This is a genomic window from Paraglaciecola sp. L1A13, from assembly GCF_009796745.1.
Taxonomy (GTDB): domain Bacteria; phylum Pseudomonadota; class Gammaproteobacteria; order Enterobacterales; family Alteromonadaceae; genus Paraglaciecola.
In genome coordinates this window covers 4,509,629-4,522,157 of record NZ_CP047024.1, presented here as the reverse complement: position 1 = coordinate 4,522,157, position 12,529 = coordinate 4,509,629, and the positions used below count along the sequence as shown (strand labels likewise).

The following is a 12,529-nucleotide window of genomic DNA, read 5'->3' as shown; positions in this document are numbered from 1 at the left end:
GGATTGTGTTTTGTGTGCAAATAGCAAATACTCGTTTTAAGTGTTATCTCCATTGAAAACAGGATGTTAAATGCGGTTTATTTATGACAGGTGTTTAGCTGCGATTATATTAGCCGTTCTTGTATTAGTTGGGTGCAGTAGTCATACACCTAGCAAAGCGGTTTATGTTGAAACAGCTAAGAATACTGATTTAGAAATCCCTAAAGACTACTTCAAACTGCAAAACGTCCCCAGCGTTGTAGATATATTCTCTCTTACTCCTAGTCAGCAACAGAATTTTTTAAATTACTATAACGACCCAGCAAATGCCGATGTGAAAGGTCATGAACGCTTATATGATTATTTGAGTCAATATACGGCTAGCTTTGATTTTCGTGGTGATACTTTCATGGCAGCACAGAGTTTGACTAACCAAGCTGGGAATTGTTTATCGTTGGCTATTTTGACCACGGCTCTTGCTGAACTGGTTGGCGTTGATATCGAATATCAAAAAGTCAACTCAGCGCCTATTTATCAGCGTTATAGCAGCGTAATGACGCTGTCTTCTCATGTGCGGACTGTGTTACATGAGCCGAATTTTGTTAAAGACCCGGATTTCATTTATTTCAGAACTCCCCAGTTAATTGTTGACTACTTTCCTCAACAGGGTGACGTAGTAGGGAGTTCCGTTTCTCGCCAGAATTTTGTTTCGATGTTCTATCAGAATCTAGCCAGTGAAGCACTCATTAACCATGCATATGATCGCGCGTTTTCGCTTTTAAACGCAGCGTTATCTCAGTCAAAATCTAACTCCGCTACGCTTAATACGCTCGCTGTTTTGTATAAGCATGCAGATAACTTTGCGCAAGCAGAAAAAATATATCGGTTCGCCATCGATCATGAGCTTCAGTCGATCGACATGATATGGAATTATGTAAACCTATTGGAAGAAGCGGGACGTTTTGAGGACGCCACTCATTGGCGTGGGCTGATTGAGAATGCAGATGATGACAACCCCTATAGTTGGATTGACCTTGCTGACCAGAACTATCAACAAGGTCATCATAGGAAAGCAGCCCGTTATTACCAAAAGGCCGCTCTTATAGCGCCATACTTACATGAAAGCTTTTTTGGTTTGGCGAAAGCGCAATATCAGCTAGGCGAATTGGGTCATGCCAAAGCATCGCTGAAAACAGCGATGCAGATTTCGTATCTGTCTGACGATAAAAAGCTATATCAAGCGAAAATCAATACACTACATTAGTTAGCCCATAACCTGCGGTCGATTCTGATTGGCCCCTAGCGTGGATTTGTGTACCGTGAACTAATTACATAAGTCACGTAGGCTTTTCTTTTTTCGTTGGTTATTTGCGACAGCCGCTAAACCTGCATATTATTTTAACCTTATTAACTTATTGTTATTTAAACAATTAATCCGTGCGTCTTAATCGCTTACTCTATTGGCACAGTACTTGTAAATGTGCTTGAAGTAGATCAGTCATAACAATGTGTTGTTACCTTACTGACCGACAGGTGTATCCTCACCGATACTGATAAATACAAGTGTTGGAGCCTCGTGAATATGTCACGATCGAATTGGCCCACATTTAATAACTTAAAAAGAGAACACCATGACTAAACTAATCACACTCATTAGCGCATTATTGTTAACTATCAGCCTAGGTACAGCTTCAGCTGGTGTGTATACCTCAAATGACGTACTGAATCAGGCGCAATATCAATTTAGTAAGCAGCAAGTGCTGGCAATGGTTGATAGCCAAGATGTGTTAGCGCAGCTTGAACAACTAGGCGTTAATCCAGTTGATGCCAAAAACCGCATCAATAACATGACACAAGGCGAGTTAAATTCACTGAACGAGCAGATGAATACCATGCCCGCAGGTGGCATCGTCGGCGCCATTATTACGGTGTTAGCCGTGGTTGCTTTACTTGATTTATTCGGTGTGACTGACGTTTATCCCTTCATTCGACCAATTAATTCTTAATATTGGCTTTATCGAGAGACATCAATATTATGCTTAATGGTTGGAGGGCTGGCATCATTGTCAGCCTTTTAGGTATATTGTGCGCGTGTCAAAGCGCCCCACAAACCCAGCAGCTACTCGCTAATGAGCACAACTTTGCTGATAAATATGAAATTGCCAATGTGCCGTTTTATTCCCAGCAAGCGTTCTATTGCGGCCCTACCACATTAGCCGAAGTGTTTAATTTCTATGGTGCGGATTCAACGCCGCAAGACATTGCGCCTAATTTATTTGTACCCGCATTAGAGGGTAGTTTGCAACTTGAAATGGTCTCTGCGAGTCGCCAACAGGGCCTATTGGCTTACGCCAAAAGAGGAAGCTTTCAACAGTTATTGGGGCTTATTCGCGATGATATTCCAGTAGTCGTTTTGCAAAACGTGTCTATTTCTTGGTTACCTATGTGGCACTATGCAGTCGTTATCGGTTACGACATAAGCGCACAAGAAGTCATTCTGCATACAGGGGAAACTAAGCGACATAGACTTAATTTTACTACCTTTGAGCGTACTTGGGCTCGAGGGGATTATTGGCTTTTGGCAGCGGTTCCTCCTGACAAAATAAGCAGTCAATTTACGCCACTTGCTTATACCCAAGCTGCTCAAGATTTGTTAAGTACTGGGCAAAAGCAAGCTGGGCGTACCTCCCTACAAACTGCTATATCGACGTGGCCAGACTATTGGTTAAGTTACTTTTTACTCGCTAATGATTACCTAACGGTTGACCTACAACAAGCTGTCATTTGGTATCAAAAGGGCTATGAATATGCACAAGATAATGTGCCTTATTTGAATAATTACGCTTATGCGTTAGCTCGATTGGGCTGTGTGAGCCAAGCAAAAATTATGATTGATAAAGCGTTAGCTTACCAACCAGATGATGTTAATGCGCTTGATACGCAGCAACAAATTTCTACCTTGACCCATGATGCAGCAATTTTAAGCAACAAAGCGGCGACGCAATGTCCGTTAGTTCGATTGTAGCTAAAGTCGCGGTTCTGCATCTACTGAGCGGCTAATAAATAGACATAAAAAACGCTGATATTACATAAGCATTTAACCGTGTTAAAAAGGTTCAATAGCAAGGTGATTACGCACTGATAGTTGCCATTACAGTGGGAGTATTTTATGTCATCAATTGAAATAAAAGGTATTTGGGAGCCTGAATTTAATTTAGTGGTTGACGCATTCAAAGCTAATTTTGAGCCACAAAGCGCAACGCCCGAGCAAGGTGCGGCATTTACCCTTTTTCATCAAGGAAAGCTTGTCGTTGATATACACGCCGGTACTCGAAACGCAGCGCTCGCTCCTTGGCAACAAGACACCCTAGTCAATGTATTCTCAACGACTAAAGGCATAGCTGCACTGTGTATTGCGCATTTAGTCGAGCTGGGGCGTTTGCGGTACAGTGATTGTATCGCTGCGCACTGGCCTGAATTTGCCAACAACGGCAAGCAAGACATAACTTTAGCGCAAGTGCTGTCACATCAGTCAGGTCTGAACGCATTTGAAACGCCCACCACTTTAGATGATTTACTTGATTGGGAACTATGTTGTACGAAACTTGCGGCTCAAACACCGTTCTTTCCACCGGGTTCTAGAACATGCTATCAAGCGCTTACGTTTGGATTCTTAGTGGGGGAAGTGGTTCGCCGAGTATCGGGATTGACCATAGGCGAATATCTCCAACAAAAAATTTGTCAAACAAATAACATCGACTTTCATATCGGTTTACCGGAAAGTCAACATGCTAGAATCGCTGACTTATTTGCCCCAACGCGTGCTCCTTCAATGCCTAAAAATATGCCTAGTTATGCGCTCGCGAGCATGACGAATCCAGTGTTACGAGCTGATTTTATGCTAAAAAGCCAAACTCGCTGTGCTCAATTACCGGCAGTAAACGGCCATGGCAGCGCAAATGCGGTGGCTAGCCTGTATGAATTATACAGTGCTGATAAAGGCCTAATTAGTGCTGAAATCCTAGCTAAAACTACCGAAGTACAGAGCACCCGCTCGGATGACTTAATTGGCTTGCCTGTACACTGGGCGATGGGTTTGGTCGTTAATTCGTTAGCCAATACTTATGGTAAAGAGCCCAAGACCTTTGGACATAGCGGATGGGGCGGTTCGTTTGGCTGTCATGATCCAATTAACCGTTTATCTATGGGCTATGTGTGTAATCAAATGAGCCCAGATTTAGTTGGTGACGCACGCAGCCAAAACTTGATTAAGCAAGTTTATGCTTGTTTGGGTAAGTAAGCCGCGTAAACGTATTTAGAGGCGCGGTCGCGGTTAGTATTTTGCGGCAATGGATATTTTTTCACCCTCTTGATAAAGAGTAAGTTCTTCTATTTCACCATTGCTCCAACGCACTTTAGCAGAATCTATTTAGTCGCATGTTCCTAAGCCCACATGTAAGTATGTGTTTATACTTTGCGAAAAAGCAGCCGAATTGGAGCCAACTCTGCGCTGATAGATTTGTCTACACGCTTGAATACTAAGTAAAACGCCTTGAGCGCTGGCTATTTGACCTGGTGAATTGCCTACCTCTGTGGACAAAATACCGTGGTTTGCAGCACGCTCGAGACCTTTACCTTGTTGGTTCAAATAAACATAGTATGTTTAATGTTGTGGCTAAATATTCTATTGGTAAAACAGATAGGGCAGGTTCGATGGGCAAAAAAAAGACGGAGCCATTAAGCTGACTTCGTCTTTAGGATTTCTGTTGATAGTTGTTTTAAGTCGATTATAAAATAAAGCGGCTTAAATCTTCGTTTTCAACCAGCATTTCTAGGTGATCATTCACGTATTTCGCATCGACGGTGAGCTGTTCGCCACTTTTTTCAGAGGCATCAAATGAGATATCTTCCATTAGACGCTCCATTACTGTGTGCAAACGACGAGCGCCAATGTTTTCAGTACGTTCATTAACTTGCCATGCAGCCTGAGCAATACGCTCAATACCTTCTTCGGTAAACTCAACGTCAACGCCTTCAGTTTTAAGCAAAGCGATATATTGCTCAGTAAGGGACGCGTTTGGCTCCGTTAAAATACGTATGAAATCATGAGCTGTTAGAGCTTCTAACTCAACACGAATAGGCAAACGGCCCTGCAACTCTGGGATTAAATCAGAAGGCTTGACCATCTGAAATGCACCTGATGCAATGAACAAGATGTGGTCGGTTTTCACCATACCGTGTTTAGTGGATACCGTTGAGCCTTCCACTAAAGGCAACAAGTCACGCTGAACACCTTCGCGAGAAACATCGCCACCACTGGTAGAGCCTTCGCGTTTACAAATTTTGTCGATTTCATCGATAAAAACAATACCGTTTTGTTCAAGGGACTCAATGGCGTTGGCTTTCAAGTCTTCTTGATTGACCAAGCGCGCGGCTTCTTCCTCAATTAATAGTTTGAAGGCCTCCTTGATCTTAAGCTTTTTCTTTTTCTTCTGGGATCCAGATAGATTTTGGAACATGCCTTGTAATTGGTTGGTCATTTCTTCCATGCCTGGAGGGGCCATAATTTCTACGCCGACCTGAGGTAAAGCCACATCGATTTCGATTTCTTTATCGTCTAGCTGACCTTCTCGTAATTTCTTACGGAAAGTCTGGCGGGTGCCTTTATCTTCACTCTTTTCTTTTTCGCCCCACTGATTCTCTGCTGGTGGCAATAATACGTCTAAAATACGCTCTTCAGCGGCTTCTTCAGCGCGGTATTTAACTTTTGTCGTTTCTTGCTCTTTGGCCATTTTCACCGCGATATCAGCAAGATCACGAATAATAGTTTCGACTTCTTTACCGACGTAACCCACTTCGGTAAATTTGGTCGCTTCCACTTTAATAAACGGCGCGTTAGCCAATTTTGCTAAACGACGAGCGATTTCAGTTTTACCCACACCTGTGGGGCCGATCATCAAAATATTTTTTGGCGTGACTTCTTGGCGTAAATCACCGTCTAACTGCATACGTCTCCAGCGGTTACGTAAAGCAACTGATACGGCACGTTTTGCATTTTTTTGGCCAATGATATGGCGGTCCAATTCGTGGACAATTTCTCTTGGGGTCATTTCTGACATAAGTTAACCCTTATATGTTTGGACTTGAACAGCCGCGTGTACGGCGTCTGGCTCGTCTAAAAACAACGAACGTTAGTAATCAATTTTTTCTATGGTTTGGCTATGGTTGGTAAACACGCAAATGTCACCGGCAATAGTTAAGGCTTTTTGGGCTATTTCCTCTGCGGTTAATTCAGTATTTTCTAGTAGGGCACTCGCAGCAGCTTGAGCGTAAGGTCCACCTGAACCGATAGCAATTAGGTCGTTTTCTGGCTGAACAACGTCACCGTTCCCGGTGATAATAAAAGAAGCCGTCTCGTCGGCTACAGCCAATAAAGCCTCGAGTTTGCGCAGCATGCGGTCAGTTCGCCAATCTTTGGCTAATTCGACTGCTGCACGTGTTAGGTTGCCCTGATGCATTTCTAATTTTGACTCGAAACGTTCGAATAAAGTGAAGGCGTCAGCAGTACCGCCAGCAAAGCCAGCAATGACTTTGTCATGATAAAGACGGCGCACTTTCTTTGCGTTGCCTTTCATTACGGTGTTGCCAAGTGAAACTTGGCCATCGCCAGCGATAACAACTTGGTTACCGCGACGTACAGATACGATTGTAGTCACAGAAATTCCTCAATGGTTTAACAGCAATGCACACTAAAATGGGATTGGGCATTACAACAATTGCCTTAGATGTGGGGAGCAATCATAAATTTTCAAGTAACGAAGAATAGTCAAAACGTAAACGCCCCGAACTAAAAAGAGCTACCAAACAGCAGCTCTTTTATCGAGAGGTTACATAAGCGGTATGAAGGATGCGTTTATAAATTCCACAACCAGATTTGGCAGCCGTTTATTTTTGCTCGCTGTAATGTATGACGTTGCTTTTCGGCTAATCGTTTGCTTTCGTATGGACCAATAATAACGCGATACCAGCGTCCTGATGAGCCATCACTGGCACGCACTTGTGCTTCCAAACCTTGAAAGGCAATACGTGCCTTTAATTCCTCTGCCTGGCCTTGTTTTCTAAAGGATCCACACTGCATCAAATAACGTTTTTCTGATGCTTCGCGTTCTTCTACGTCAACTTCAACACTATATTCAGGCAAGGTTTTGATGAATTCCCATTCTTCTTCTGGTGCATCAGGTAAAGGGTCAACTTGTTCACTTTTGGTACTGGCTTTTTTATGGGCAGGATCTTCCGCTTTGTCATTTATTGACCATAAAAAGTAGCCAAAACCGAAGAGCAATGCCAACGTGACGACAATACGAACCCAAGGTAAAGCGCGCTTTTCTGGTTCTGGAGGGGTTTTAGGGTTACGCCCTCGGGCGACATAATCTTTGTGAGCCATCTTTAACATCCGAATACTAAGGCTAGAAGAGTCGCGGATTTTACCCTGCTCAGATTAATCCTCAATCACAATTTAGTATTAAGGTGAAATAACATCAGCTATTGACGGTTGTATTGTTGATTGAAGCGTTTATCCCCAAGGATGTTACATGAAATCTTGTGGGTCGACGTCCAATGCCCAACGTACTTTAGTCGCCAGAGGCAGTTGTTCGATATTAGGCATGGCGTGTGCCAAAGCATGTTGCAGTGCGCCACGATTGTTGCTCATTAATACTAACTGCATGCGAAATTTACCTTGGCGCTTTTCCATCAAAGCAGGCAGCGGGCCGATGCACTGGACATGTTTTGAATAGCTAAATTGAGTCGCGATATCAATTAGCAATTGATTGGCTAAGCGAGCATCAGTTGATTGAGCTCGAAACAGTGCCTGATAAGTATGAGGTGGCAACATTGCTTGCTGGCGTTCAAGTAATGCATAGCGAGCAAAGTGAGAATAACCATTATTGAGCAAATCTTGTAGCAAGGGATGACTAGGGTCATGAGTTTGTAGCCACATTTCGCCGGGTTTTTCAGCACGCCCAGCACGCCCAGCTAATTGCGTGACCAGTTGGGCAAGATGCTCTGCTGCCCGATAATCAGCGCTAAAAAGAGCGCCGTCTACTTCTAAGATTACCACCAACGTAACGTTTGGGAAGTGATGTCCTTTGGACAATATTTGTGTGCCGATAAGAATTTGGTATTCGTTACGATTAATTTTATCCAACATGTCGTTAAGACGGTTTTTACCCCTAGCACTATCACTGTCGATGCGCACACTCTTATATTGCGGGAAAAGCTGTTGTAAACCTTGCTCTAGTTGTTCTGTACCGACACCCATGGCGCCAAGTTCAGTACCACCACAGCTTTGGCAGCGCTTGGGAATCGCTTTGGCGCTGCCACAGTGGTGGCACTGTAATTTGTAAAGCTGCTTGTGCAAGGTATACGGTTTATTACATCCTGGACATTCTTCCACATGACCGCATGTGTGACAGACTAATGCTGGAGCATAACCGCGACGGTTAATAAATAACATTACCTGACTTTCTTGTGCTAAATGCTGACCAATGCGCTCGATAATGCCTTTTGCTAGGCCAAATTCTAAAGGTTGGTTACGGATATCCAGCACTTGCTGTTTTGGGTGCGAGGCATTGCCCGCCCGCTCATTCAAAATAAGATGTTCATATTTACCATTCAGTGCATTGTTGAGTGACTCAAGTGCTGGGGTTGCAGAGCCGAGCACTAGAGGAATATTTTCTTGAACGGCGCGCATAACGGCTAAGTCACGAGCATGATAACGCAGACCATCTTGCTGCTTATAAGATGCGTCGTGCTCTTCATCAACAATTAACATACCTGGGTTGCGCATGGGGGTGAAAATGGCTGAGCGCGTACCAATAATAATGGGAAGCTGACCAGCATAACTTTGTTGCCAAACGAGTAAGCGCTCATTGTCAGTCAGATTTGAATGCAAAATACCCACAGGTACATTAAAACGCTCAGCGAAACGCTGCACTGTTTGTGGGGTCAAACCTATTTCCGGTACTAAAATAAGCACCTGTTGCCCTTTGCTTAACACACTTTCTATGGCTTGCAGATAAACTTCGGTTTTTCCGCTTCCTGTTACCCCCTCAATTAAAAAACTGGCATATTGACCAATTTTTCCAGTGATTTGGCTAATGGCGATGGCTTGTTCAATATTCGGTGTGGGTTTATCGCCAATACTCAAATGCGCCAGCCAATTGGTATCTAGTGACGGTACCCGCTCTAATTGGCTAACAAACCCCTTTTCCACTAGTGCCTTGACGGTAGTGCTAGCATATTCGGACATTACACTGGAATAGCGTATTTCACCTTTTTGTAATTGCACGAGTAATTGTTGTTGTTTGCGTGCTTTCCCCAAGCTTTCTGGGGACGTTTGCTGACCTTCTTCTGTGATGCGCAGATAGCTAACAGGTTTAGGTTGACTTGAGCCGCCCTTACGCAGCGAAACAGGCATGGCGCTATGCAGTACATCACCAATAGGGTGTTGATAGTATTGACTTAGCCATTGGCAAAGCTTGAGCTGAACAGGACTGAAAATTGATTCGCTGTCGAGTACCTCAATGATGGCTTTTATCTTATTGCTTTGCCATTGCGAATGCTCGGTTGTATCGAGTACGACTCCAATTAATTGACGAGGCCCGAATGGCACGCGTACCCGAATACCTGGTTCAAGGGCGCTTGTATGATGGTATTCAAAAAATTGGCGCTTGGGAACAGGAACAGCAACGCAGATAATGGGCATAACAGGCTAATCGTCTTTTAAGTTGGTGGTTTTTAAGGGCATGGGCAGTTGAAGTTTGTATAATTGTCCATATATTCAGCAATAGAGCTTGATCGGGGCAAGGTGTTACATTAATATGCCCGGCTCTTTGCGGCAAGCCGCATTGATCGCATAATTTGAATTTAATTTGCGTATGGTGTTCAACTTCGGGTTGGATAGCGATACGGCCTTACTTTAAGGGTAATCCATGAAACAAGGTATACATCCAGACTACCAAGACATGACTGCAACATGCTCATGTGGAAACAAAATCGTCGTTCGCTCAACTTTGAAGAAAGATATCAACTTGGACGTATGTTCAGCTTGCCATCCTTTCTACACTGGTAAGCAGCGTAACGTTGATACTGGTGGTCGTGTTGACAAGTTCAACAAACGTTTTACCGCACTTAGCACTAAGAAGTAAGCGAAAAAACGTAATAAAAAAGGCGCTTTTAGCGCCTTTTTTTGTGTCTGCAATCTATCAACCTTAATTCTTTTCCATTCTTTGAGACAAACATTATTCATCATTCATAACGGTTATTAGCTTTGGCTATCTTAAGTAAATTATGATGTAGTTGAATTTATCGGGTAGAGATACCTGATAAGTGGATGTTTAGCGGATTTTCGCCATGATAATAATTCTGTGTTCGGACAAATAGTTTCGACAAATTGAAGCTAGGAACATGATAAAGCGAAAACTGAAAACTACTCTGATTCAACCCTACATTTAAGGATCTAGACTAAGATGTCTGATTTTCGTCAACAAGCACTGGATTATCATGCCAAACCTATCCCAGGAAAAATAGCGATTCAGCTAACCAAGTCAGCAGAAACAGTGACAGATTTAGCGTTAGCATACAGCCCAGGCGTAGCTGAACCTGTTCGAGAAATTGCTGCTGATCCAAATGCTGCTTATAAATATACCGCCAAGGGTAATTTAGTGGCGGTTATCACAAACGGTACCGCTATTCTCGGCCTAGGTAACTTAGGCCCTTTGGCCTCTAAACCAGTTATGGAAGGTAAGGCTCTGTTATTTAAGCGTTTTGCCGGTATTGACTCTATTGATATCGAAGTTAATCACACGACAACTGAAGATTTCATCAATACGGTGGCAAACATAGCTGATACGTTCGGTGGCATTAATTTAGAAGATATTAAAGCTCCTGAGTGCTTTGAAATTGAACAAGAGTTGATTAGGCGTTGTAAAGTCCCAGTGTTTCATGACGACCAACACGGTACAGCGATTGTGACTGCAGCGGGTATGCTTAATGCACTGGAAGTACAGGGCAAAGACCTGACAGACGTGACGATTGTGTGTATGGGCGCGGGAGCCGCCGCTATTGCCTGCATGGAGTTATTGATTAAATGTGGCGCCAAGCGCGAGCGTATCTATATGCTGGATACCAAAGGTGTTATTCATACACGTCGAGATAACCTTACGCCGCATAAGAAGTTGTTCGCAAATAATACCGATAAACGCACACTTGAAGATGCGCTTGATGGGGCAGATGTTTTTGTCGGTGTATCTGGGCCAAATGTATTGCCGCCAGAAGCGCTAAAATTAATGGCAGCTAACCCTGTTATTTTTGCCTGTTCAAATCCTGATCCTGAGATTAAGCCAGAGTTAGCCCATGCTGTGCGTGATGACGTTATTATGGCCACAGGGCGTTCTGATTATCCGAATCAGGTGAACAACGTACTGTGTTTCCCCTTTATTTTCCGTGGGGCGCTCGATGTCAGAGCATCAGAAATTAATGATGAGATGAAGATAGCCGCAGTTGAAGCCATTAGAAGTATTACCAAAGAACCCGTGCCACCAGAAGTGCTGGCGGCGAGTAACTTAACGAGCTTAACGTTTGGCCGAGAGTATATTATTCCGAAACCGATGGATCCACGCTTGTTAAAGCGGGTTGCTACCGCAGTTGCTCAAGCAGCTATCGATTCAGGCGTGGCAGTACTTAAAGAGTTACCATCAGGCTACATGCAAGATTAAAGTATTGTTTAGCTATTATAAAAAAGCGCTGAGCGCTTTTTTATAATATCAGAGTGGCCTATCGTTCAATGTTAGGGGCACTGCGTATTTGGCAAGAATAGCATCAATGTGCATTGCCAGTGCTTCTTCAGCCAATGAGTACCAGTTAGGTGTTTGGAATACACTGGCAACAGCATGGTGTTTCAAACTGACATAACCATGCAAAAACGCCCATATTTCTAACGCATTTTTTTGCTTTAAAGCCAAGTTGGCGTCTTGGGGCAATAGTAAGGCTGTGACTTTAATAAGTGTACCAAACGCAGTCTCTGCCACTGCTTTGGCTTCATCAGAGGGGGCGTATCGGCTGTCGCTTTCCCCAAAAATTAATCGGTAATGACCTTCATGGGCTTCGGCCATGGCAAAGTAACCCTTTATGGCTTTAAGTAAAATTTGCTTAGCTGTTAGTTTTTCTTGCTCGAATTGAATGGCCTGCATAACCAGCTCAAACCCTTGAATGTATAACTCATCCAAAATTCCTTCTTTGCCGTTAAAATGACTGTATATGCCTATCGTCGATACGCCTGCCTGTTTTGCAATAGAGCGTACACTCAAGGCCGCAATACCACCGGCTAAAAATAACTCAGATGCAGCGCTCAGTATTTTACGTTTGGTAATATTCAATTAACATTCTCTTGACATCTATAACGCTGTTATTATTTAATATAACAGTGTTATGTACAATTGATATTTTGTCTATGGCTATATCCGAAAAAATATTGCACCTGCGCTTAGAC

At 43.4% G+C, this 12,529-nt stretch carries 11 protein-coding genes; 6 read left to right on the top strand and 5 right to left on the bottom strand.

Translation table 11 applies throughout. The annotated features are described in order from the left end of the window. Positions 1-70 precede the first annotated feature (70 nt). From GQR89_RS19140 to GQR89_RS19125, 4 genes are all read left to right on the top strand, one after another. Positions 71-1,243, top strand: coding sequence for a lipopolysaccharide assembly protein LapB (locus GQR89_RS19140; RefSeq protein WP_158771624.1), 1,173 nt, complete (start codon positions 71-73; stop codon positions 1,241-1,243). A gap of 367 nt (positions 1,244-1,610) precedes the next feature. Continuing rightward, positions 1,611-1,985 carry a PA2779 family protein gene (locus GQR89_RS19135; protein WP_158771622.1) on the top strand — a complete coding sequence of 125 codons (375 nt, stop codon included), beginning with the start codon at positions 1,611-1,613 and terminating at the stop codon, positions 1,983-1,985. Positions 1,986-2,014: 29 nt separating this feature from the next. Further along, a complete protein-coding gene (locus tag GQR89_RS19130) occupies positions 2,015-3,004 on the top strand; it encodes a PA2778 family cysteine peptidase (protein WP_158771620.1) in 990 nt (329 codons plus the stop codon). Positions 3,005-3,148: 144 nt separating this feature from the next. Then, a complete protein-coding gene (locus tag GQR89_RS19125) occupies positions 3,149-4,279 on the top strand; it encodes a serine hydrolase domain-containing protein (protein ID WP_158771618.1) in 1,131 nt (376 codons plus the stop codon). A gap of 487 nt (positions 4,280-4,766) precedes the next feature. Here the strand turns inward: GQR89_RS19125 and hslU are convergent, their stop codons facing one another. The 4 genes from hslU to priA form a co-directional block, all read right to left on the bottom strand. After that, positions 4,767-6,098, bottom strand: a complete 1,332-nt coding sequence (hslU, locus tag GQR89_RS19120; RefSeq protein ID WP_158771616.1) for an HslU--HslV peptidase ATPase subunit — start codon at positions 6,096-6,098, stop codon at positions 4,767-4,769. A 72-nt stretch (positions 6,099-6,170) separates the two neighbouring features. Further along, the gene (gene hslV, locus GQR89_RS19115; protein WP_158771614.1) at positions 6,171-6,695 is read right to left on the bottom strand and encodes an ATP-dependent protease subunit HslV; all 525 of its coding nucleotides are present in this window, start codon (positions 6,693-6,695) and stop codon (positions 6,171-6,173) included. Positions 6,696-6,892: 197 nt separating this feature from the next. After that, positions 6,893-7,423, bottom strand: coding sequence for an SPOR domain-containing protein (locus GQR89_RS19110; protein ID WP_158771612.1), 531 nt, complete (start codon positions 7,421-7,423; stop codon positions 6,893-6,895). Between the two features lie 144 nt (positions 7,424-7,567). Then, positions 7,568-9,745 (bottom strand): primosomal protein N', encoded by a 2,178-nt coding sequence (gene priA / locus GQR89_RS19105; protein ID WP_158771610.1) that lies wholly within the window; start codon positions 9,743-9,745, stop codon positions 7,568-7,570. A 226-nt stretch (positions 9,746-9,971) separates the two neighbouring features. Between priA and rpmE the strand changes: the two genes are divergently transcribed. Both rpmE and GQR89_RS19095 read left to right on the top strand, forming a co-directional pair. Further along, complete coding sequence (gene rpmE, locus GQR89_RS19100; RefSeq protein WP_158771608.1) at positions 9,972-10,187, top strand: 50S ribosomal protein L31; 216 nt, start codon at positions 9,972-9,974, stop codon at positions 10,185-10,187. Positions 10,188-10,508: 321 nt separating this feature from the next. Next, positions 10,509-11,756, top strand: coding sequence for a malic enzyme-like NAD(P)-binding protein (locus tag GQR89_RS19095; RefSeq protein ID WP_158771607.1), 1,248 nt, complete (start codon positions 10,509-10,511; stop codon positions 11,754-11,756). A gap of 48 nt (positions 11,757-11,804) precedes the next feature. Here the strand turns inward: GQR89_RS19095 and GQR89_RS19090 are convergent, their stop codons facing one another. Beyond that, positions 11,805-12,416, bottom strand: a complete 612-nt coding sequence (locus GQR89_RS19090; protein WP_158771605.1) for a TetR/AcrR family transcriptional regulator — start codon at positions 12,414-12,416, stop codon at positions 11,805-11,807. Positions 12,417-12,529 lie beyond the last annotated feature (113 nt).